Consider the following 23882-nt stretch of genomic DNA (forward strand, 5'->3'; position numbering starts at 1 on the left):
GCCCCTAACCACCCCCCCCCCTCGAGCCATCAGCTAGGCATCCCACCATATGCCCCCTAACAAGCCCAGATAACGTAAAAGCCCCCTCCTACTTCACGTAGAAGGGGGCTTTTGCTAAACCGTGTCGCGGGCACCTTACCTTCAGAGAAGGTAGGTTACACGCATCTGGTTCTCACGCTGTTTAGAGGCCGACCAGAGACAGGACATAAACCCAAACACAGGTGACAGCCAGCAGAGCTGCACTGTACTTGATCGCCATGGAGGTAATCTTGGATTCCTCGCCTGCGCTGTTCACAGCAGCAGCTGCAATTGCGATGGACTGCGGGGAAACAATCTTCGCCATCACACCACCGGCGGTGTTAGATGCAACCAGCAGGGTCTGGCTGACGCCAATCTGCTGTGCGGTGGTAGCCTGCAGGCCAGCGAAGAGGATGTTGTTGTTCACAACAGAGCCGGTCACGAACACGCCGATCCAACCGATGATCGGGGACAGCAGCGGGAAGATTGCGCCCACAGCGGCAACAGCCAGTGCGATGGAGGTAATCATACCCGCGTAGTTCATGACGTTAGCAACGGACATGACCAGGCAGATCATGAGGATCGGGGTCTGCAGCTGCTTCCAGGTTGCACCGAGTTCTTCGATAGCCTCGCCCCAGCTAATCTTGGAGGTCAGGATGGTGATGATGGTAGCCACCAGAATTGCGGTACCGGATGCGCCCACGATGTTCCAGGTGTAGTTCACGTCGATAGGCTTGGGAGTTGCAACAATCGGTGCTGCCTGCGAGATGCTCTGGTGCAGCCAGGGCAGGGAGAACGTAATGTTGGTGAAGCCGAGCGCGCCCTTAGCAGCGAAGACGGGCTTCAGAGCGGTGGACCAGAGCAGAATCACGACGGACAGGTAGACGAAGGGGCTCCATGCCTTGAGGATTTCACTACCGGTGTGCTTGACGCTCTGCTGAGCCTGAACTTCTTCCAGGGAGGGAGCGGTGGGCTCACGGAAGATGTGCTTGGGCTGCCACTTCTGCATAACCAGTGCCAGAGCGACCAGTGCCAGCAGCGGCGGGATGATGTCGACCAGCTCGGGGTTACCCAGGGCTGCGAGCAGAACGGACTGGCCGCCGGAGTAGATCAGGCCAACCATGAGAGCTACCAGACCGACCTCGCGGATACCGCGGATGCCATCCTGAATAGCAACGAGCAGTACGGGGATGAGCGCTGCCATGATCTGGATAACCAGGACCATTTCGATGGACAGTGCGTGCAAGTCCACGCCACCGCGGGTTGCAGCGGTGGTCACGGGGATGCCGATAGCGCCGTATGCGCCGGAGCTCACGTTAGCAATCAGTGCGAACATTGCGGCCTTGAGCGGGTTGAAGCCCAGGGACACGAGCAACGCAGCACAGATAGCGATCGGGATACCGAAGCCTGCAGCACCTTCGAGGAAGCCACCGAAGCAGAATGCGATCAGCAGCATCTGGATGCGCTGGTCGGTAGAGATGGAGGAGATGGAGGAGCGAACAATCTCAAAGCCGCCAGAACGCACGGAAATGCGGTAGAGCCACACTGCCATGAGAACGATCCAGCCAATGGGCCACATGCCTGAGAGGAAGCCGTAGAGAATCGAGCCTGCACCGGCGGTGACGGGCATACCGAAGATAGCGCAACCGATGAGGAGAGCTAGAACGAGGGAGATAACGGCAGATTTAATACCGCTGAGCTTCAGGACGGTGAGGCCCAGAAGGAAGAAAATAATCGGGACTGCTGCTACAAGTGCGGAGAGCGCGCTCGAGTTCAGCGGGTCGTAGACTTGCTGCCACATGGTTTATTGCGTTCCTTTCCACGCCCACGGGGGCGGGATCGAGTTGTGCCGTAAAACCTTCCCAGCGACGCTTGTGGCGGCGTGTGTGCCGTGTGTTGCAGGTGCGTGCACCTAGCTGTTTTATGCGTTATGGGCGCTATCCTCTGGGGATATATGCCTTCACTTGGGTTCGTGTTGGTTTTGCGGCTATGAAATTCAGTGTGTATGAAGTCGTGTTTTAGTCACAGAAACCTAAATATTCCTTGATTTGTCAAGGGAAATTCAGTGCCAAAGCTAAAATTTCTGACCGCTAAAACGCGATTCCTTGTGTACCCAATGTACCACCCATCACCCACAAAATCGGGCATATTCCAACATTTAGATCGAAGCTCATAATTGCACACTAACCTAAAGACCCACCGCTTTACAGGTGCAATGCCGGCCCCTCCCCCGCCATCCCAAGGAAGAGAGCGCCCTTCAGTGCTTCCAGCCGTGTATTTGGCACCGACTCCCGTATTTCCCCATCCAAGCAAGCAAAACAAAAACCACTAAACGGCATACAAAAAGCTCCGGAAGGAAAACCTTCCGGAGCTTTATCTGTCGGGTTGACAGGATTTGAACCTGCGACCCCTTGACCCCCAGTCAAGTGCGCTACCAAGCTGCGCCACAACCCGATTCGTTATTCACGATATTGTTTTCAAGGTTTCCCCTGAACACTCGAATAACTATACCGGGCTTTTAACCCACGCGCAAGCCAGAATCCCTATTTTTAGAAAAAATCTTAAAAATCTTTTCCTCACGGATTTTTCGTGCAGATTTTCCGCACAGAATCCAGCGCGCGGGAGCCAAGCCTAGCACAAGCCTAGCAAGGGAGCCAGCCCAGCAACACGGCATCAGGCAGACACCCCCGCTACTAGCGGCGGCCGCCCTTACCCTTCTTAGCCTTCGCGCTCTGACGCTCACCCAGGGAACGGCGCTCACGCACACGCATCGAAATCTCAATCGGAGTACCCGTGAAATCAAAATTCTCACGCAGACGACGCATAATGAAGCGACGGTAACCCGGGTCCAAGAAGCCGGTAGTAAAGAGCACGAACTTCGGCGGACGCGAAGACACCTGAGTACCGAAGAGAATACGCGGCTGCTTACCACCACGCAGCGGGTGCGGATGCGCGGCCACAATCTCGCCCAGGAACGCGTTCAGGCGACCGGTCGGAATACGCGAATCCCACGACTCCAGCGAGTGCTCCAGGGCGGGCACCAGCTTGTCCTTGTGCCAGCCGGTCTTCGCCGAAATGTTCACGCGAGGAGCCCACTGCACGTGCGCCAGGTCGCGCTCAATCTCGCGCTCAAGCATGTCGCGGCGATCCTCATCGAGGGTATCCCATTTATTGAATGCCAGGACCATCGCACGACCCGAATCAATCACGGTCTGCACGATACGCACGTCCTGCTCAGAGATCGGCTCGGAAACATCCAGCAGCACCACGGCAACTTCAGAACGCTCCAGAGCAGTCTGAGTACGCAGCGAAGAGTAGAACTCCGCGCCCTTAGCCATGTGCTGGCGACGGCGAATACCCGCGGTATCCACAAAACGCCAAGGGTAGCCGCCCAGCTCAATAATCTCGTCAATCGGGTCACGAGTCGTACCAGCCAGGTCGTTCACCACGGCACGCTCAGAACCAGCCAGCTTATTCAGCAGCGACGACTTACCCACGTTCGGGCGACCCACCAGAGCCACACGACGCGGGCCACCCAGCGCCTCCGGCTGAGCAAACTGCGAGTGCTCCGGCATGACCTCAAGGATCTCGTCCAGAGCATCCGCCAGGCCACGACCGTGCAGACCCGACACCGGGAACGGCTGACCCATACCCAGCGACCAGAGGTTATAAATCTCCGGCTCCAGGTGAGCGTCGTCAATCTTATTAGCAATCAGAATGATCGGCTTCTTCACGCGGCGCAGCATACGCACAATCTGCTCGTCCGAAGCGGTCACACCCACGCGGGCATCCACCACCAGGACCACAACATCGGCCTGCTCCACAGCAATCTCAGCCTGCTCAGCAACCTGAGCATCAATACCGCGGGCGTCAGACTCCCAACCACCGGTATCAACCAGGGTGAAGCTCTTACCCAGCCACTCAGCCTTATAGGACACGCGGTCACGAGTCACGCCCGGCTTATCCTCAACCACCGCTTCACGGCGGCCCAGAATACGGTTAATGATGGTCGACTTACCCACGTTCGGGCGGCCAACAATCGCCACTACCGGATCAGCGAGCTGCTCTTCCTCTTCCTCAATGTCGAAGCCCCAAGCACCCAGCAGGGCGCGGTCCTCTTCATCCAGGTCGTAGTCCTCAAGACCCTCAAGAAGAGCCTGAGCACGCTGGTCAGCGGTCTCATCATCAATCTCAGCGAGGCGCTCGGTAACGTCGTCCTCGCCACCGCCCAGGTACTTATCTTCGTAATCGTCGCGGATAGCGTCCTCAGCCATGCGCATTCCTTTCTCTACCCGCCCCCGCGCCCAACCCATTGGTCAGCACGCGAGCACGGCTCAACGTCTTATCGGGAGCGGATGCACCACTCCCCCAGCGTTTCGGCGGGGCCTAGCCCGCGCGCTTCGCTTTCAACTGGTCATTCACAGCGTTAATCACTGCAGAGACCGTCGCATTAAAATCAAGATCCGAGCTGTCCACCAGGGTCACGCCCTCGGCAGCTTCCATAAAGTTATTGACCTTCGAATCCTTCGCATCACGCTCAGCGATCTGCTTGCTCAAGTCACCCGAAGCGCCGGACTTCTCCGCGTTCTCCAGGCCACGGCGCGCCATGCGCACCTCTTCAGAAGCAGTCAGCAGGATGCGCGCATCAGCATCGGGAGCAACCACGGTGGTGATGTCGCGGCCCTCAGCGACCATGCCGTTAATAGCGTGGTTAATCATCCAACGCTGCAGGCCAATCAGGTGCTCACGAACCGCCGGAACCGAAGCCACAGCAGACACAGCCGAAGAAATGCGCTCGCTACGAATCTCCTCACGGATATCGGTCGAGCCCATCAGAATCTCTTCTTCCTTAATGTTCGTACCGAACACCAGGGGCATCTCCTCGACAGCCTTCGCGATCGCCTCAGCGTCGTTCAGGTCAATGCCAAGTTCCAGCACACGGTAGGTTGCGGCACGGTACATTGCACCGGTGTCCAGGTACGCCAGGCCAAAGTGGCGTGCAACTTCCTTAGACACAGACGACTTACCGGAACCGGAGGGACCGTCAATAGCAATCGTCAGTTTAGGGTTCTCGTGCATCAGCACTCCTTAAAATTCGTCTCAAACTTTATGCCGGAAAATACAGCTTTAACTCTACTTCACAACACGCCAACCGCGAGCCGACAAATCGCGGACCAGCGCCTCATGAATAGACGGATTGACCGAGATTTCAGCCATACCCACCGGGGCGCCCGTCGAGTGTTCCAGACGCAAATCCTCAAGGTTCGCGCCCAGCTCACCAATCTCGGCAAGCAAGCGAGCCAGGGTTCCGGGGGTATCGTCCACCAGCACCGTCATCTTTGCGAACGCGGCGGGCGCCGTACCGTGCTTACCCGGAATACGGCTCACACCCGCATTGCCTTCGCTCATCAGCTGCGCCAAATCCAAGCGCGCGCCAGATGCCGTGGGGTTCTCCAGCGTCGCGATGAGGCGGTTCAGGTCATCGCGCACCCCGTAGAGGGTCTTCACGATTGGGTCGGCGTTCGCCGCAAAAATCTGCACCCACAGCGTCGGGTCCGACGCCGCGATACGCACCGTATCGCGCAGGCCCTGACCTGCCAGGGACAGCGCATACAGCGGAGTGTCCTGCAGACGCGAAGCCAATAGTGAGCTCATCGCCTGCGGCACATGAGAGATCAGGGCAACCGTCTGATCATGTTCCTCGACGCCCAGAGAAGTCACAATCGCGCCCAGCTCCACCGCCACAGAACGCACCAGACGCACACACTCGGGACGAACCGAATCGTGCTCGCAGATAATCCACGGACGCGCCTGAAACAGCTCACCGCGAGCAGCCACCGGGCCCGACTTCTCACGCCCAGCCATCGGATGCGAACCCACGTAACGGGACGCATCCGCACCCGAGGCAAGCACATCAGCCAGCGGCTGTACCTTCACCGAGGCAACATCCGTCACCACGGCGCCGGGGTAGCCCGCCTCCGGTCGAGGCGCATAGGTGTTCAACGCGCGAGCGCACACGGCACCGGCACTATCCGGAGGCGCAGCCACCACCACCAGCTGCGGGGCGAACGCGGTGCGCTCCTCCTCCGACAGTGTGGAGATGCTTGTACCTGCACCGATATCCTGCGCCACAGCCTCGGCGGTGGGTGAAATATCTTGGACGTACACGTCCTCGCATCCTGCCGCACGCAACCCCAAACCAATGGAGGCACCCAGCAGACCCGAACCGATAATGAGCACCGGCCCGGTCAGCGTTGAGTCCATGGGCAGCTCAGATGCGGAAAGCTCAGCGGGCGAGCTCATGACAACTCCTTAGCGTTATTACATGTCCACCGAAGCGAGCAGGTGACCGATCTCGACCTTGGAGAGGTTACGGACGGTACCCTGCTTCTGCGAACCAATACGGATCGGGCCCATCTCGACGCGGACCAGGCGCTCAACCGGGTAGCCGACAGCGTCGAAGAGTCGGCGCACGATGCGGTTCTTACCGGAGTGGATGGTCACCTCAACGAGCACGTGGCCGGGGGTGGAGTCCACCAGCTTGAACTCGTCCACGCGGGTCACGCCGTCTTCCAGGCGAATACCCTTCTTCATGGCTGCGCCGACGCCGGGCTCCATCGGGCCGGGAACCTGCACCAGGTAGGTCTTGGGCACCTCGTAGGAGGGGTGGGTGAGGCGGTTCGCCAGTTCACCGTCGTTGGTCAGCAGCAGCAGACCCTCAGTTTCGACGTCCAGGCGGCCCACGTGGAACACGCGCTCGCTCATGGAGGAACGCAGGAAGTCAGAGATGCAGGGGCGACCTTCGGGGTCTTCCATGGTGGAGACCACGCCGGCGGGCTTGTTGAATGCCATGTAGACGAGCTTGTCGTTGGTCTGAACGGTCATGCCGTCCACCTGCACGGTTACCTTGGAGGGGTCCACGCGCACACCCAGCTCGGTCACGACTTCACCGTTGACGGTAACGCGGCCTTCGGTAATCATTTCTTCGCAGACGCGGCGGGATGCCACACCGGCCTGAGCCAGCAGCTTCTGCAGGCGCACGCCGTCGTGGTCGTAGAACTCGTAGTGGTCTACCGGGGCGTTGCGGGGGCGGCGGGGGCGGTGCGGGCCAGCGTAGTTGCTGACGCGGTATTCGCCGCGCTCGTTTGCGAAGGCTTCGCCGGAGCGGTAGGGGCGGCCCGGTGCGCGGCGTTCGCGCTTGGGCAGTTCAGTGCCGCGGCCTCGGCCGGAACCTGCGCGGCCTGCGCCGAACTTCTTCTCGCCAAACTTCTTGTCACCGAACTTCTTCTCGCCGAAGCCCTTTGCGCCGCCCTTGCCTGCGCCACTCTTCGGTGCGCCGGGACGACCACCGCGTGCGGATGCGCCCTTAGCGCCGGGCTTACCGCCCTGACCGGGACGAGCAGCGCCGGGACGGCCACCGCGGGAGTTCTGGGGGCGACCGGATGCAGAGCGGCCGCCGCGGGAGGAGTTTCCATATGCCATGGTGTTCTTCTCTTTTCTGTCGTATGGTGCGAACGTTTCAGGCTTTTCCCGAACGTTCGTTCGTCTTATTGATTCGTTGTCTTAGTCGTTGCCCTCGGCAAGCACTGCGGCTTCCGTGTCATCGGGCAGGAAGGGCGCGAGCGCCGGTAGCTCCTCCAGGGAGTTCAACCCGAGCTTCGCCAGCAGCAGCTCCGTGGTTTCGTAGAGGGTCGCGCCGCTTCCGGATTCTCGCCCTGCTTCACGAATCAGCTGCCGTTGCAGTAGCTGACGGATTGCCGCGTCCGCGTTTACGCCACGGATGGAGGCTACCCCCGCCCTGGTCACCGGCTGCTGGTAAGCAATCACGGCGAGCGTCTCGTAGGCGGGCTTGCTGAGGGTTGCGCTCTTGGAGCGGGTCACGAAGCGTGCCACCCAGGGGGCGAAGTCGTCGCGGGCGTAGAGCTTCCAGCCTCCTGCGATGTTCCGCAGCTGGAATCCGCGCGGTTCGGGCGCCACCCGGTTTTCGTCTTCTCCGTAGCCGCTTTCTTCGCCGTTGTACTCTCGGTACAGCTGGTCGAGCGCGTGCTCAACAGCTCGTTCGCTGACGATGAGCGCGGCGGAGAGTTCTTTGACGCCCACGGGCGCTTCGGCAACGGCGAGGATCGCTTCGATGGCGCTTTTGACGCCGCCGGGGATTGCCTCGACCTTGGAGAATTCGGCTTCGGCATCGACCGCCACGCTGGGTGCGGTGGAGGGGCCTCCCGCCGGAATCTTTACCGATTTTGTTGCCGGCTCCTTCGACTCACGGGATACAGTTTCCTGCGATTCCTCATAGCTGTCGGAAATGTCGGAACCATCGGAGTCCTCTACCGGTTCAGTGGCTTCAGCCTCCTCAGCTTCTTCGGTAACCTCGGCATCTTCGGTAACCTCAGCCTCCAGAGGAGTTGCCGCTACCTCGTGCTCAGCCGGCTCAGCGTCCGCCTCAGCAGGCTTTGAAATTTCCGCCTCTACCGCCTCTGCCGGCGCCGAGTCAGCCTGTTCCGAATCTTCGTCTGCGTTCGGATCCCAGTAGCCCATGTTCACGATGGCAAGGTCGTCAGGGGTGAATTCACGGTCAAAGCGTGAGCCGTGATTACTCATAATCCTCCTCTACCGGTTCCGTGTTAGCTTCAGATTCGTTCGCAGATTCGTTCGCCTCGGGTGATTCAGGTGCTTCACCAATTTCGTGCGCATCCTGTGTGCCTGCGGTGTCTGTACTTTCTTCGCGGATTACGAATTGTGCGGCGCTCGCGCTCGCACGTACCCGAATGGCTCCGAGCGGTGCGTCCTGTTCCACGTGCAGGGCACCTTCTTTGTAGAGCTCGAGCAGGGCGAGAAAACGAACCACCGCGATTTCTAGGTCGCCGGATCCTTGAACCAGTTCGGCGAAGCTCAGTTCCCGCGCCGCGGTATCGAGCAGGCTGTGCAGAATGTAGTGTTCTTCAGCCGCGATGGTGGTTAGCGGAACGTGCAGGTGCTCGTTGAGTTCTTCAACGATTTCTTCGGGTTCCGGTTCGGGCTCTTTGGGGGTTCGACTCAGCGCTACTGCGGCGATGCGGGCGAACTCTTCGGCACCTCCGGTAAAGACCAGCTCGGGAAGCGCCTGGGCGAACCGTTCTTCAAGGGCTACCGCACGGGGAAAACGCTGCGCTTCTTGCGCCCAGCGTTCAGCAAAAATATCGGCAACTTCGCGGTAGGCGCGATATTGCAGCAGACGGGCGAAAAGCAGGTCGCGTGCCTCCAACAGTGCAACATCCTCTTCGAGAGGTTCACGATGCTGCGGGAGCAGGCGTGCGGTTTTGAGTTCCAGCAGGGTTGCGGCGATGACCAGAAATTCACTGGCTTCGTCGAGTGCGCGTTCGGTGCCTTCAGCGTAGAGGGCGTGCAGGTATGCGAGGAACTCGTCGGTGACCTCTGCGAGCGCCACCTCGGTAATGTCGAGTTTGCGGCGCGAAATCAGGGTCAGTAGAAGATCAAAGGGACCCTCAAAATTACTGAGGGTGAGGGTGAAACCGCGTTCCGGGTTCTGCAGGCCGCGGCCCTCAGTCCGGGCGTTCGCGGCGGTGTCTGCATTCGGTGTCGGTACCCTCACGGCAGCGACGTTCGTGGTCATAAACGACCTATTCTCCTTAGGTTTATTCTCCCCGGCTTTTGTTGGTGCCGTCTCAGATGCGGCTTCTGCTTCGCCTATTTTTCGACGTAAGCAGTGTGCGGGGTCTTTAGAATCCACACAATTATACGCCCTCTGCCGGTGTGACTCAAGGGTGAGAGTCACCTCAGCAGAGGGCGTATAGGTGTGGGGGCTTTAGCGTGCGCCGCCCTTGTAGATCAGTTCGCGTGCCACCTGGCGGTATGCTTCCGCGCCGGGGTGGCTGGAGGCGTAGCTGAGAATCGGCTCAGCGGACACCGATGCGTCCGGGAACTTCACGGTGCGCTTGATGACGGTGTCGAAGACCTTGTCGCCGAATGCGTCCACGATGCGTGCCAGAACTTCCTTGGAGTGGATGGTGCGGGCATCGAACATGGTGGCAAGTACGCCGGAGATTTCGAGGTCGGGGTTCAGGCGGTCCTGCACCTTCTCGATGGAGTCGACCAGCAGTGCGACGGCGCGCAGCGCGAAGAACTCACAAATCAACGGGATGATGACGCCTTCGGAGGCGGTCAGTGCGTTGACGGTCAGCAAGCCCAGGGAGGGCTGGCAGTCGATGAGGATGACGTCGTATTCGTCGCGGACCTTGCGCAGCGCCGAGGCGAGAACCTGCTCGCGAGCCACTTCGTTGACCAGCTGAACTTCAGCTGCGGAGAGGTCAATGTTGGCGGGCAGCAGGTCGATGTTCTCCACGCCGGTGGGCAGGATGACGTCCTTGATGTCGACCTTGCGGTCCATCATGACGTTGTAGACGGTCAGGTCCAGTTCGTGCGGGTTCGCACCGAAACCTGCGGAGAGAGCACCCTGCGGGTCGAAGTCGACCAGTAGCACCTTACGGCCGCATTCTGCCAGTGCTGCGCCCAGGTTAATGGTGGAGGTGGTCTTACCCACGCCGCCCTTCTGATTCACCATAGAGATAATGCGGGCGGGACCGTGGCTGCTCAGCGGAGCCGGGTCGGGGTATACGCGCAGGGGTCGACCGGTGGGGCCGAGTTCTTGAGCCTGAGCTTCAGTCAATGGTTCACCTTCATCAATGAATTCGAAGTTTTAAAGTTTAAGCGTTGTCTATAAGGTTACCTCAAGAGCGGCTGTTCCGCGGATTGACGGGGTTTTATCCCCTCTCGTGAGCACGCGGATGCGCCATGCGGTACACCTCCATGAGCCCCTCGGGCGTGACCTTCGTGTACACCTGCGTGGTCGCGATGGAGGCGTGCCCGAGCAGTTCCTGCACCACACGAATATCGGCTCCGCCCTGTAGCAGGTGCGTTGCGAAACTGTGGCGCATGGAGTGCGGCGAGAAGTCGGAGCTGAGCCCGGCGGCTTCGGCGGCTTCTTTGAGGATGAGCCAGGCGCCTTGGCGTCCGAGTCTGCCGCCTCGTCCGTTGACGAAGAGCGCGGCGGTGCCTTTACCGTGCGCTACGAGGGAGGGGCGGGCACGCACCAGGTAATCCTGAATGGCCTTGTGGGCGTAATTTCCGAGGGGCACGAGGCGTTCTTTGCTCCCCTTGCCGAAGAGCCGCACGTACCCGGGGAGGGTGATGTCGTTGCCGTCCTCGTCAGTCAGGGTTTCTTCAAAGTGCACGTCGTCGATATCGGCATTGAGCATTTCGCTCACACGGGCACCGGTGGCGTACAGGAATTCAAGTATGGCGCGGTTTCGCAGGCCGATGGGAGTGTCTCGATCCGGCACGGCGAGGAGGCGCTGCATCTGCTCCACAGTAATAGCTTTGGGTAGGCGCTTGACGTTTTTGGGCGGTGTCACGGTCGCGGCGGGGTCTTTTTCCACCAGAAAGGCAGAGACCCAGAAGGCGTGGGCTCCGCGCACGGCGGCCATGGTGCGGGCAATGGAGTTAGGGCCTAGAGGCAACGGGATGCTTCCCTCGCCGCTCTCCCGCTCCCCCGCCGCGGTACCGCGGCCCCCTTCGGCGGCGATGAGGACGGCCAGGGATTCTGCGGCCTCCTCGGCATCCACGGAGTTCTCTTCCCCCGGCTGCTTTTTAGCTGGAGCGGCCAGGCCGGGTATGGGCACGGTGGGTGCGGCAAGCTCGCGCATAAATGAACGCACCTGCGCGGTCGTAATGCGTTCGGGGTCGATTACCCCGAGGGTGGAGAGGTACGCGGCGTAGCGGCGCAAGTCTCGCGCGTACGAGGCGATGGTGTTCTCGCTGCTACCCCGCTCGACCCGCAGATGCACCAGGTACTGGTCGATGGCCCGCTCCAGGGGGGTCTGTTCGCCGGCCCCCTCGACCGCGGGGGTAGCGCCCTTCAGTGCGGGCTGTGCCATATCTCTTCCCTTCTCACGCGGTCGTTCGGGTTTGTTCGGATGCGCACGGTAGCGCGAAATGCCTCTTCGAGGGATCGGGCGAGAAGATTCCGAACCCTAACGGAAGGTCTGCGGCTTCTGTCGGCGATGCCCCATGTAGGGGTGGAATTCCCAGCCGCCGGCGGCTTCGCGCAGGCCCTCAAAGCCGCGCGCCGAGGCGGCGTAGGTGGCCAGAATCGCCTGGATGGCCAGCGCGTTGTGCACTTTACCGTCCAGAACCAACTGCACCGCGTCCTGCAGGGGAACCCAACGGTAGGTCATCTCCGCCTCTTCTTCGGTACGCTCGATGCGTTCTTCGGCGGGCAGTTCGCTCAGGTCGCGGGCCAGGTAGACGCGACCCGCTTCACTGGTTGCGCCGGGGCTGCTGAAGTAGTCGGTCAGGGCGTGCCAGCTGGCGGCTTGCAGGTCGGCTTCCTCGGCGAGCTCGCGCTGTGCGGCGTGCAGAGGGTCCTCACCGTCGATGTCGAGCAGGCCGGCGGGCACCTCCCAGAGGTTCATGCGCACCGGGTGCCGGTACTGGTTGAGCATCAGCAATTCGTTGTGTTCGTTGAGAACCGCTACGGCCACGGCACCGGGCATCTCCACGACATCGCGGGTGAGTGCGGTGTCTTCGTTCAGCTCGTATTCCTCGACCACGGTTTCGATGACGTATCCGCTGTATTTGACGGTCCGGGTGCGAATCGTACGTTCTGAGGGTTCGTCGATAATATGCTGGTTTTCGCTCATATTTCTATTCTAGAGGGTTCGTTTCGGAACTCCCTCGCACTTCTCCCCGTTACTCGGCGGACCCCGATGGGTTAAGACGGTTAAACGGCGAGCGCCCCAGCCGCCGCGGGGACGGATGGGGCGCTCAACGCGTTCGGTCGCCTTATGCTCCGCGGCGCTCCAGGGCAGCCTTAATCAGGCCTGCAAAGAGCGGGTGCGGGCGGGTCGGACGCGAGCGGTACTCGGGGTGTGCCTGAGTTGCCACGTAGTAGGGGTGTGCCTCTGCGGGCAGTTCCACGTACTCGACCAGCGAGGAGTCCGGGGAGGTACCGGAGATGCGCAGGCCTGCTTCTTCAAGCTGCTCGCGGTACTCGTTGTTCACCTCGTAGCGGTGGCGGTGACGCTCTGCAACCTCGGTTGCGCCGTATGCCTTAGCAACCTGAGAGCCGGGAACCAGGTTTGCCTTGTACAGGCCCAGGCGCATGGTGCCGCCCAGGTCGCCTGCACCTTCGACGAACTGCTTCTGCTCTTCGATGGTTGCGATGACCGGTACGGAGGTTTCCGGATCGAACTCGGTGGAGGATGCTTCGGACAGGCCCAGTACGTTGCGTGCGTACTCGATGACCATGGACTGCAGGCCGAGGCAGATGCCCAGGGTCGGGAGCTTGTGCTCGCGTGCGTACTTGAGGGCACCGATCTTGCCGTCCAGGCCGCGGATGCCGAAGCCGCCGGGCACGAGAATTGCATCCATGTTGCGCAGCTGGTGGTCTGCATCTTCGTCGGTTGCGCACAGGTCGGCTGCAACCCACTTGATGTTGACCTTCACGTTGTTTGCGAAGCCGCCGGCGCGCAGAGCCTCGGAGACGGACAGGTATGCGTCGGGCAGGTCGATGTACTTACCGACCAGGCCAACGTTGACCTCTGCTGCGGGGCGGTGCACTGCGTCGAGCAGGCGGTCCCACTGGGTGAAGTCCGGTGCGGGAGCCTCAATGCCGAAGTAGTCGAGGATGTAGTCGTCGAGCTTCTGGCTGTGCAGGGTCTTGGGGATGTCGTAGATGCTGGGTGCGTCGGCGCAGGAGATGACTGCGTCGCTGTCCACGTCGCATGCGTTACCGATCTTGGTACGGTGCGATACGGGGACCTCACGCTCACAGCGCAGGATCAGACCGTCAGGCTGGATGCCCAGGCCGCGCAGTGCTGCGACGGAGTGCTGGGTCGGCTTGGTCTTGAGCTCGCCGGAGGGGCCGATGAAGGGCACCAGGGAGACGTGCAGGAAGAAGACGTTCTTGCGGCCAACATCGCGGCGTACCTGGCGTGCTGCCTCCATGAAGGGCAGGGACTCGATATCGCCGACGGTACCACCGATTTCGGTGATGATGATGTCGGGTGCGTTGTCAATTTCCGCTGCGTGACGCATGCGGGCCTTGATTTCGTCGGTAATGTGAGGGATGACCTGGACGGTGTCGCCGAGGTATTCGCCGCGGCGTTCCTTTGCGATGACGGAGGAGTAGACCTGGCCGGTGGTCACGTTAGCGGACTGGTCGAGGTTTTCGTCCAGAAAGCGCTCGTAGTGTCCGATGTCGAGGTCGGTTTCAGCACCGTCGTCGGTGACAAAGACTTCACCGTGCTGGAAGGGGTTCATCGTACCGGGATCGACGTTCAGGTAGGGGTCGAACTTCTGCATGGTCACAGAGAGGCCACGTGCGCGAAGAAGCTGACCGAGGGAAGAGGCCGACAGGCCCTTACCGAGAGAAGATGCAACGCCGCCGGTCACGAAAATCTGGCGGGTTACCTTGTCGTTAGAGGACGCGTTCAGAGCGTTATTTTTTTCATTCACCACGGAATTTAAGCCTACCATTTTCTTGTCTGCTATCCAAGCAGAGGGTTTTGCCGCGAGAGGATTCTCTCAGGCGGTTTTCCCTCCCCTATTTGTCCTTATCACCACTGTAAACGGAGCCGGGGATTTATTATTCCCGCCGCGCCGTGTAGAAGCAGGTGTAGGAGCATTCACAGAGTATCTCACATCCTCTGGGCTCCATGCGCCGCTATTGGTCACCGGCACGGACTGCACCGACAACTTTCCGAGGCAGGCTCGCGCACTTCAGCCCCTTTGATGGTCTTTAGTGCGAAAGATGCCGCCTTTTGGCGCTTTTGCCAGCACTTTCCTCATGCTTTTCCCTGCCGGTTTGCCGCCGGTTTGCCGTCAGCTTCAGCGTCCCTGGGGCACTTCTCGACCGGCGGCCAGCAGCTCTCGGGCGTGCTCTCGCGCCGATTCTGATTGATCGTGTCCGGAGAGCATTCGCGCCAGCTCCACCACGCGTTCCTCTTCGGAAAGTACCTTGACCTTCGAGAGGGACGCGTCATCGTTTTTCAGCACGAGGATGTGCTGGTCCGCGAAGGCGGCAACCTGCGGCAGGTGGGTGACAACCAGAACCTGCACGTGTCGGGCGAGCATGGCGAGGCGGCGACCGATTTCGATAGCTGCCTTACCGCCCACGCCGGAGTCCACCTCGTCGAAGATGAAGGTGGGTACGGGGTCCACTTCGGCAAGCACTACCTCCAGGGCGAGCATCACGCGGGAGAGCTCGCCGCCGGAGGCGCCCTTACCGAGCGGGCGCGGCACGGCAGTTCGGTGCGGGGCCAGCATGAAGGTCACGGTGTCTCGACCGTGCACCGAGAACTTTTCAGCTTCGGCAACCTCCACGACCAGGGAGGCGTTCGGCATGGCAAGAGCAGTAAGCTCCTCACTGACGGCATCCGCCAGTTTCTGCGCGGCGGCACGGCGCAGAGCGGTCAGCTCTTCTGCCTGGGCGCCGAGCACCTTACGTAGCTGTACCAGTTCGGTTTCCAGGGTTTCCTGTCGCTGCGGGTCGTCTACCAGGGTCTCAAGGCGTGCACGGGATTCTTCGGCCCATTCGAGAACCTCGGCAATATCGGCACCGTACTTGCGGGTGAGGGTCGCCAGCTGGGCGCGGCGAGTCTGCACCTGTGCCAGACGTTCGGGACCTTCAACATCCAGGGAGGCCATGTAGGAGGACAAATCCGAGGAGATATCGGTGGCAAGAATCAACAATTCGTTGACGCGCGCCGCGAGGGAGGCAAGCTCTTCATCAGCGTCTGCCTGCGCCTGTAGCGCGGAGCGGCTTGCATCGAGCAGGCTCATGACGCTCTGCTCATCACCGGTAGAGTATTCGCTACCGCTGAGCGCTGCGGAGGCGGTCGCCGAGGCAATGCGTAGTGCTTCAACGTTCATGAGCTTCACCATTTCGGCTTTGAGCTCTTCTTCTTCCCCGGCCTGCGGGTTGACGGCGCTGATTTCTTCGAGGGCGCCCTGCAGGGTCTGCGCTTCGAGGGCGCGTGCGCGAGAGTTTTCGCGTACTTCCTTGAGCTCTGCTGCGGCGGCGCGGTATCGTTCGTAGTTTTCGCGGTACTTCTCAAGCAGGTTGGCGAGCTCTTCGCCGGCGTACAGGTCGAGGGACTGGCGCTGTTCCGCCGCAGACTTGAGGCGCAACTGATCGGACTGGCCGTGGACTGCGACAAGAGTCTGACCAATCTGAGACAGGGTTCCGATGGGTGCGGAGCAACCGCCGACGTGGGCGCGGGAGCGCCCCGAGGCGTTGACGGTGCGTGCCAGAAGCAGTTCGGAGGTCTGTTCGTCGATGTCTTCGGCGGTGCCGCCGGCTTCTTCAGCAAGCTCAAGGGCGCGGTGCCCGTGGGGCAGGCGAATGACTGCTTCGGCGAGGGCGCTCTTGGCGCCGTTGCGCACGCTGGATGCGTCGGATCGGGCGCCCAGGAGCATGCCGAGGGCAGTGACGACCATGGTTTTACCTGCGCCGGTTTCGCCGGTCAGCACGGAGAATCCGGGTTCGAGGGGGAGCCTCGCATCGGTGATGATGCCGAGGTCTCGAATATGGATTTCCTCAATCACGAACGTTCATTCCTTTTCTTTAGTGCTTCTCGGTGTCCTGCGGGCCACGCCAGCCACGGATCGGAAGCTCAAATTTACGCACCAGTCGCTCAGAGAAGGGAGCCGGGTGAATACGGGCGAGCAGCACCGACTTTTCGGAGCGTCGCACCTCAATACGGGAGCCGGGGTCCAGCTCTACAGTTCGGCGGCCATCGCACCAAAGCACACCGGAGGCTCCGTTTCCGGGCATCATTTCTACCGCCAGGGTGGAGGTCGGCGCTGCTACCAGCGGGCGCGCGAAGAGCGCGTGAGCCGAGAGCGGCACCATGAGAATTGCTTCAACTTCGGGCCAGACGACCGGGCCGCCACCGGAGAAAGCGTAGGCGGTCGAGCCGGTGGGGGTTCCCATGACCACGCCGTCGCATCCGAAGCTACTGAGCGGGCGGCAGTCCACCTCGATAATGACTTCAATCATTTTTTCGCGGTTGCCCTTTTCAACACTGGCTTCGTTCAGCGCCCAGTCGCTGTGCACGCGCTTGCCGTCGTTCCAGACTTCCACGTCGATTGCCATGCGTTCTTCAACGGTGTATTCGTTGTTGACGATGCAGCGAACGGTTTCGGTCAGGTCGCTCTCTTCGGATTCGGCAAGGAAGCCGACGTGCCCCAGGTTCACACCGATGAGCGGAACACTGGTTCGGCGCACCATTTCTGCGGCGCGAAGAATCGAACCGTCACCACCGAGTACCACGCCGAGTTCAATATCGATGAGCGCCACGGATTCATGGACGACCTGCACGGGGACGGGCTCGTCCCAGTTTTCGCTCAGGGTTTCCAGATCGGAGCGAGTCATGACGGGTGCGAGTCCCTCTTCGTAGAGCTGGGTGCATGCCTGTCGGGCGGCATCTCGTGCTTCTTTGCGCCCCACATGGGCGAAGACGAGAATCTTACGGTGACGTTGTTCCACCGAGTCTTCAAAACCATGACGTTCGAAACTGTGGTATTCGGAACTATGACGCGCACCTGCGGCAACTACCTGTGCGGTTGCTTCCTGCGGTGCGTGGCTTTCGTGTTCTGCCATAACGACTCTCTCCCATCGGGTGTTGAGATCGGGATGTTGAGATGGTGTATCTACACCTATCATACCGAATATGTTCTCGAAGATTTTCTAAAGAGCTATATTTTTAGAAAATTATTTCGAATAGCGTACGGCTGGGGTATCTCTAAAATACCTGTAAAAATACCTGTAAAAATACCTGCGAATAGCGCGGCAGCCTGAGAAAGCCCCGCCCTCAACGCGTCCTGCGTTACCGAGCGGTTTCTCTCAGACTGCCTTAGCACTATTTATTTTCGGCACTATATTTACTTTCGACACCGTTGAATAGGGAGTTGTAAAAAAGTTCCCTTAGCCTGCACAGCAAGATAATTTCGAAACATCTTTGTCAAAAGTTAGGACAGCCAGCTTCAATCCTTCTGCCATTGTTAGATATGGAGCCATCGTTTCTCTCAGATCTCCAACAGTTAAACCGAATTTCACAGCTAATGTTGCTGCATAAATTACGTCTCCTGCGTTTTCTGCCACTACATGCGCCCCTAACACTTTCAATGTTTTCGCGTCTGCCACTAATTTGAAAACACCTGTTGTTTCCCGATTAACGAGCGCTCTTGGAACAGCATCCAACGGCAATACCGATGTTTTCACTTCATATCCTTTTTCTTTTGCCTGTTGCTCCGTTAAACCAACCGTTGCAATCGATGGAGAAGTAAACGTAACGCCTGGAACCACTTCTAAATTGACCTTTTGATTTAGTCCTCCGATTGCATTACGAGCAGCAAGTCCACCTTCATAAGCAGCTACATAAACAAATTGGGGACCGAGAGTGACATCTCCAGCTGAATAAATTCGGGAATTGGTCGTTTTAAGATAATCATCAATGACAATTTCACCACGGGAACCAACTTCAACGCCTGCTGCATGTAAGTTTAATGATTCTGTATTTGGTTTTCTTCCAGTGGCAATTAGCAATTGTTCTGCTTCAATAATTCGCTTTTTACCATTTATCTCAACATGAACTTTTTTAATGTCTCCATCTTGCTCAACTCGTTCATAGGTTGCACCTGTTACTAAATTAATTCCCTGTTCTGTTAAGGCCTTAGTAATGGCTTCTGAAATTTCAGGATCGTATTCTTTTAATAGACGCTCGCTTCTTTGAATCAAAGTGACTTCTGACCCGAGGTTATGAAATAGTTGTCCTAATTCCATGCCGATATATCCTGAACCAATTACGGTAAGACGATTTGGAACCTTCTTTAATTCCAATAAGCTAGTGCTTGTTAAATAATCTACTTCATCTAATCCGGGAATATTAGGTGCAGTTGAAGAAGCACCTGTAGCTATTAAAAATCTTTTGGCTGTGATTTGATTGCCATTTACTTCAACTGTATTTTCATTTACGAATTTTGCTTCACCTTTTATTAATTCAAAACCATAATCATCAATTAAATTCACATATTTTTCATTTCGCATCTCGGTTACTAAATCATTCTTTTGTTTTACTAATGGCGCTAAATCAACACTTGAAGCCGAAGTGTGTAATCCCACAAATGGATTATTTTTTGCTAGATGATTGATTTCCCCTGCTCTTAATAAGGTCTTAGAAGGAACGCATCCGACATTAACGCAAGTTCCACCCACCGTTCCACGCTCAATCATAGCCACTTTTGCGTTCAAAGTAACGGCTTCAATGGCAGATGAAAAGGCAGCTCCACCAGAACCGATGATGATGTAATCATAATCATAGTTACCTTCATCATTTAAACTTACATCTGTCCTTTTTTCCGATTGCACTTGTATTTCTTCTGCTTCGCCCGGGTGATAATTTGCGTCAGCAATCGCCTTTATTGCACTTTCAACCTCAATATCATCGGGCAGTTCAAATACTGCTTCACCACGACGATAACTAGACTCAATATTTTTAGCACCTATCTTTTCAAGTGCTGATTCTACGTGTTTTTCACAACCCGTACAAGTCATTCCTGAAATGTTTACCTTAAATTTATTCATAAAAAAGCTCCTTTCGTTTGTTAATGTTTCTATTATAACATAGTTTCAATTCGTTTTAAATCCTCTATTTGTTTTTGCACTTCCTTTTGTTTTTTAGAAACAAATTCGAACATATCTTGACAACGAACTTCATCTTTATCTACAACACCAAGTAATTTATAAATCTCACTTAAAGAGAAACCAAGTTCCTGTATTCGTTTATTAAACCCAACACGCTTAACGTCATCATATGAATATATCCGATAACCAGCTTCCGTTCGGTGAGGTTCTTGTAATAAATTTTTTCGCTCGTAATATCTGATCGTTTCTTTATTAACTCCACATTTATCTGCAAACTCACTAATGCGATAAATCATCTTATTTCACCCCCTGAATATTATAAACCATGTACCATAGTACACGGTCAAGTAAATTGGACTATTTTATTTTTTTCCCAAAGTATCACTCGTATGTGATTGATACTTTTATATAATACTATTGATTATCCTAACATCCCACCAGAAAATCCGATTTAAACACCAGTTGTTTTTAAACTATTAAGAAAGTAATTCCACTATATATTCCGAAGACCCTTTATTTTTTGCACCATAGGAAGTACTCTACGTTGCCGTCCTGTCCGGGGAGCGGGCTGGGTTCCATACCCATCACACGCAATCCGTGGCTGACCGCAGATGCCTGAACTTTTTCTACTGCTTCACGGCGGGCGGATTCTTCGTGCACCACTCCCCCACGTCCGATGCGATGCTTGCCGACCTCGAACTGCGGCTTGACCATGAGCACCAGGTCGCCGCCGGTTTCGGTGGCGTTCGCTAGCGCCTCCATAACCAGGGTCAGCGAGATGAACGAGAGGTCAGAAACCGTCAGTTCGACCTGCCCACCAATGTCTTCGGGCTTCATATAGCGAACGTTGAGTCCTTCGTACACGCCGACTCGCGGTTCTTCGCGTAGCGCGTCCACGAGCTGCCCGTGTCCTACGTCAACGGCGGCTACGTGGGCGGCTCCTCGACGAAGCAACACGTCGGTAAAGCCTCCGGTGGATGCTCCCGCGTCCAGGCAACGCTTGCCTTCTACCTCGATATCGGGGAACGCGTCGAGGGCACCGGCGAGCTTGTGCCCTGCGCGGCTGACGTATTCGGTCAGCTCGCTCTGGCGCACGTAGAGGGTGTCCTCCGGGCCCACGAGCATGGACGCTTTGCGCGCAACCTTGCCGTTGACTTGCACGTCCCTTGCCGCGATGAGTTTTGCGGCGAGGGTTCGGGAACTCACGAATCCGGCTTCGACCAGGTATTTATCGAGGCGCACGGTGTCCTTGTCTTCTTTCTGTCGTCGTCTGGTGATGTCATCGTCTGGTGACGGGTTATCTAGTGTCACCTCAGAGCATTGCTGTTCTGAGGTGACACCGCCGCGAACTAGGAGAGGTTTTCGAGGTCTTTCTCCAGCTGCTCACTCATCGTTTCGAGGCGCTTGACGCGCTCTACGGGATCCATGGCGAGGGTCGCCGCGAGTTGGCGCTCGAATTCTGCATCAAGCTCAGCGGTTTCCTCTGCCGTGCTATTAGTCTCCGGTTCTTTAGGCACCGGGGATCCCCTGGATGTTGGGGCGTGCGCCCTGTTCGGGGTTTGCCGCCCACCATGCCGCGCAGGCTACACGCCATGCTTCGGCTTCGCTCTCGCTGCCCGCGAATGCTTCGGTGTCTTCAATCTCGGGGCCGGTCAGGCTCAGGTTTTCACCGCGAACTCGGGCCTGCCAGGTGGGGCCGGTTGCGGTGACTTCATAGCCTTCGTAGAGCACCTCAATTTCGGGGTAGGGTGCGAAGAAGTCCTCGAGGGTGCGCAGAATATAGGTCGGACGCTGGTTCGGCACGGCCTCGATGACGTCCTGGTAGGTCTGTACGCCGGTTAGGACGAGGGCGCCGTCCATCTTTGCGTTGTTGGCGCCGAGAATGTCGGTGTCCAGGCGGTCGCCCACGATAACGGGGCGGCTGGAGTTCACTGCCTTTGCTGCAGTGTGGAAGATGGGTGCTTCGGGCTTGCCCGCGACGAGCGGGGTGCGGCGGGTTGCACTTGCCACGGCTGCTACGAGGGTGCCGTTACCGGGTGCCTGGCCTCGTTCCTTGGGGATGCTCTGGTCGGTGTTGGTGGCAATCCAGAGGATGTCGGGGTTTGCGAGGGTGTAGGCGGCTTCCGCCAGGTCTTCCCAGCCGATCTTGGGGTCGAAACCCTGGATGACGGCTACGGGGCCTTCTTCTTCCTTGCGTACGGTTTCGAGGCCTACCGCACGAACGCAGTCGGCGAGTGCTTCGGTACCGGTGATGAGCACTTTGGAGTCTGCGGGTACGTGCTGTGCGAGCAGTGCGGCGCCTGCCTGTGCGGAGCTGACGACTCGTTCTGCTCGGGTGTGCACACCCAGTTCACGCAGGTGCTCTGCTACAGATTCTACAGAGCGCGATGCATTGTTGGTGACGAAGATGACCGGTACATTGAGTTCTTCTTCGGCGCGGTTGAGCGCTTCGGGTGCGCCTTCGATGGCGAAGGGACCCGCGTAGACTACGCCGTCCAGATCGGAGAGGAGGGCATCGTAGCGGGATAGGAGTGCGTTCGTGGTCATAGAGTGTTCCTCTCGGGGTCTCTGGCGGTTGTCGCTATTAATCGTACCTGTTAGACACTCTAGCGTTGTCGCCTTCGGGCGATTATATGGAAAACCGCTGGACGCTCTCCCCTGCTTGGGTGTGGCGTCCAGCGGTTTCACGCTGACACTTAGGTCACGTATTTAGAATTCTTAGATTCTCTGCAGTCTTATTCTGCGGAGGTTTCTTCTGCTTCTTCAGTCTTGGGAGCTTCGGTCTTCTCGTCCTCAGCTACTTCTTCTGCAGTTTCGATTGCTTCCTCTTCTGCGGAAGCTTCAGCGGTCTCTTCAGCTTCTTCTGCGGTCTCAGTGAGTTCTACGGACTTCTCTTCCTGCTCGAAGAGGCCAGCTTCACCGAACATGTCGAAGATTTCGGGTTCTGCGAAATTGCCCTGGCCCAGTGCTGCTTCTGCCATGAATGCGAGGCGTGCCCAGCGTTCTGCTTCCTGGTTACGGCCTGCGTTAGCCAGCGCGTCGGAGTATGCGCTGAACAGACGGGGGCTGTACTCGAAGGCGCGCTTGGGGTTCAGCTGAGGAATCTGCAGCGCTACGACGGCCTCGGACTTCTTGCCCTGATCGCTGAGGATACCGGATTCAACGATGGCGAGCTCTACGCGCACGTTAGCGGGCAGTTCTTCCTTCTTGAATTCTGCAATCATTTCCATTGCCTTGGGCAGGCGGCCGAGCGCGCGTTCGCAGTCCACCAGCAGTGCCAGGTGGTCTACGGAGCCGCTAATACGGCGGTGGGTGCGCAGTTCGCGCAGTGCCAGTTCGAAGTCTTCTGCAACGTATGCGGCGACGCCAACGGCTTCGCGTACTGCGGCAATACGGCCTGCACTGCGGGATGCGGCAACGGCGTGTTCCAGCGCAAATTCGGGGTCGATGTCGAGGTAGCGACCAGCCATGGCGAGGTGCTTTGCGACGGTTTCTGCGTTGCGAGGTTCCAGGGCGCGCAACTGACGGAAGGTTGCGCCGTCCAGCTCGCGACCGGTGATGTCGTCATCAATTTCCGGTGCCTTGGGCTTTGCGGGGCGGTAGCCTGCACGGCCACCGATGCTGCGTACTTCTTCGCGAGGTACTTCAGCCTCGGGACCGTTGGAGCGAGGTGCCTTGGATCGGGAGTCGGAGCGACGGCCGTCGAACTTCTTGCCTCCGCGGTCGTTACGCTTGAAACCGCCCTTGCCGCCAAAGTTCTTGCCGCCCTTCTTGGAGCGGAAGTCCTTTCCTCCGCTGTTCTTGCGGTGCTGGCGGGGGCCGGAGCCGTTAGACTCGTGACGGGGGGTCTCAGACATGAATCTCCTTGGGAGGTATCCGCCAGTGTGGGCGGGTAGGGTATGCAGTCGATTCGGGCGAACCGCTGCCTGAGGCATCAACTCTATGAGGGGTGCTTTAGATACACCCGCTAATGCCTAAACATAAGCCATACCATTCTAGTATAGAGAGCACCTTCCGCGCACCCGTACTGATGGGATGTTAAAGACAAATGGGGAGGCCTAACGACCTCCCCAAACAAAAATAGCCCCGGCGAAGCCGGGGCTATTGAATAATAAAGCGGCAATAACCTACTCTCCCACACCCACAAAAGTGCAGTACC

At 58.1% G+C, this 23882-nt stretch carries 18 protein-coding genes, 1 tRNA gene and 1 pseudogene; all 20 read right to left on the reverse strand.

Features of this window, described 5'->3' with window-relative positions:
• Positions 1-181 precede the first annotated feature (181 nt).
• Positions 182-1819: an L-lactate permease gene (locus HMPREF2527_RS04815; RefSeq protein WP_070506795.1), complete on the reverse strand. Its 1638-nt coding sequence runs from the start codon at positions 1817-1819 to the stop codon at positions 182-184.
• Between the two features lie 579 nt (positions 1820-2398).
• Positions 2399-2472 (reverse strand) — tRNA-Pro (locus tag HMPREF2527_RS04820).
• Positions 2473-2711: 239 nt separating this feature from the next.
• Positions 2712-4292 carry a ribosome biogenesis GTPase Der gene (der, locus tag HMPREF2527_RS04825; protein WP_070506797.1) on the reverse strand — a complete coding sequence of 527 codons (1581 nt, stop codon included), beginning with the start codon at positions 4290-4292 and terminating at the stop codon, positions 2712-2714.
• A gap of 112 nt (positions 4293-4404) precedes the next feature.
• On the reverse strand, positions 4405-5097 hold the full coding sequence (cmk, locus tag HMPREF2527_RS04830) for a (d)CMP kinase (protein ID WP_005507701.1): 693 nt from the start codon (positions 5095-5097) through the stop codon (positions 4405-4407).
• A 54-nt stretch (positions 5098-5151) separates the two neighbouring features.
• On the reverse strand, positions 5152-6321 hold the full coding sequence (locus HMPREF2527_RS04835) for a prephenate dehydrogenase (RefSeq protein ID WP_070506800.1): 1170 nt from the start codon (positions 6319-6321) through the stop codon (positions 5152-5154).
• Positions 6322-6339: 18 nt separating this feature from the next.
• Complete coding sequence (locus HMPREF2527_RS04840) at positions 6340-7500, reverse strand: pseudouridine synthase (protein ID WP_005507699.1); 1161 nt, start codon at positions 7498-7500, stop codon at positions 6340-6342.
• An 81-nt stretch (positions 7501-7581) separates the two neighbouring features.
• Entirely contained in the window at positions 7582-8619 is a 1038-nt protein-coding gene (gene scpB, locus HMPREF2527_RS04845) for an SMC-Scp complex subunit ScpB (protein WP_070506802.1), read from the reverse strand.
• Positions 8612-9631 (reverse strand): segregation and condensation protein A, encoded by a 1020-nt coding sequence (locus HMPREF2527_RS04850; RefSeq protein WP_070506805.1) that lies wholly within the window; start codon positions 9629-9631, stop codon positions 8612-8614. Before HMPREF2527_RS04850 ends, scpB begins: the two co-directional genes overlap by 8 nt.
• A 192-nt stretch (positions 9632-9823) precedes the next feature.
• A complete protein-coding gene (locus HMPREF2527_RS04855) occupies positions 9824-10684 on the reverse strand; it encodes a ParA family protein (protein WP_005506637.1) in 861 nt (286 codons plus the stop codon).
• Positions 10685-10778: 94 nt separating this feature from the next.
• Positions 10779-11951, reverse strand: a complete 1173-nt coding sequence (locus HMPREF2527_RS04860) for a site-specific tyrosine recombinase XerD (RefSeq protein WP_070506807.1) — start codon at positions 11949-11951, stop codon at positions 10779-10781.
• Positions 11952-12047: 96 nt separating this feature from the next.
• On the reverse strand, positions 12048-12716 hold the full coding sequence (locus HMPREF2527_RS04865; protein ID WP_070506810.1) for an NUDIX domain-containing protein: 669 nt from the start codon (positions 12714-12716) through the stop codon (positions 12048-12050).
• 142 nt (positions 12717-12858) lie between these two features.
• A complete protein-coding gene (locus HMPREF2527_RS04870) occupies positions 12859-14553 on the reverse strand; it encodes a CTP synthase (protein ID WP_070506813.1) in 1695 nt (564 codons plus the stop codon).
• 351 nt (positions 14554-14904) lie between these two features.
• Positions 14905-16623: a DNA repair protein RecN gene (recN, locus tag HMPREF2527_RS04875; protein ID WP_005506652.1), complete on the reverse strand. Its 1719-nt coding sequence runs from the start codon at positions 16621-16623 to the stop codon at positions 14905-14907.
• 19 nt (positions 16624-16642) lie between these two features.
• Positions 16643-17680, reverse strand: coding sequence for an NAD kinase (locus HMPREF2527_RS04880; RefSeq protein ID WP_141744447.1), 1038 nt, complete (start codon positions 17678-17680; stop codon positions 16643-16645).
• A 324-nt stretch (positions 17681-18004) separates the two neighbouring features.
• A complete protein-coding gene (merA, locus tag HMPREF2527_RS09580; protein ID WP_080976711.1) occupies positions 18005-19663 on the reverse strand; it encodes a mercury(II) reductase in 1659 nt (552 codons plus the stop codon).
• A 35-nt stretch (positions 19664-19698) separates the two neighbouring features.
• Positions 19699-20019, reverse strand: a pseudogene (gene merR, locus HMPREF2527_RS09585) (Hg(II)-responsive transcriptional regulator); the annotation flags it as partial.
• 217 nt (positions 20020-20236) lie between these two features.
• Entirely contained in the window at positions 20237-20965 is a 729-nt protein-coding gene (locus tag HMPREF2527_RS04885) for a TlyA family RNA methyltransferase (protein ID WP_049360431.1), read from the reverse strand.
• Between the two features lie 107 nt (positions 20966-21072).
• Positions 21073-21240 carry a hypothetical protein gene (locus HMPREF2527_RS04890; RefSeq protein ID WP_005506658.1) on the reverse strand — a complete coding sequence of 56 codons (168 nt, stop codon included), beginning with the start codon at positions 21238-21240 and terminating at the stop codon, positions 21073-21075.
• Positions 21233-22270: an HAD-IIA family hydrolase gene (locus HMPREF2527_RS04895; protein WP_070506815.1), complete on the reverse strand. Its 1038-nt coding sequence runs from the start codon at positions 22268-22270 to the stop codon at positions 21233-21235. Before HMPREF2527_RS04895 ends, HMPREF2527_RS04890 begins: the two co-directional genes overlap by 8 nt.
• A 188-nt stretch (positions 22271-22458) precedes the next feature.
• Positions 22459-23580, reverse strand: coding sequence for a tetratricopeptide repeat protein (locus HMPREF2527_RS04900; RefSeq protein ID WP_049345317.1), 1122 nt, complete (start codon positions 23578-23580; stop codon positions 22459-22461).
• Positions 23581-23882 lie beyond the last annotated feature (302 nt).

Source organism: Rothia sp. HMSC071B01 (assembly GCF_001808945.1).
Taxonomy (GTDB): Bacteria; Actinomycetota; Actinomycetes; order Actinomycetales; family Micrococcaceae; genus Rothia.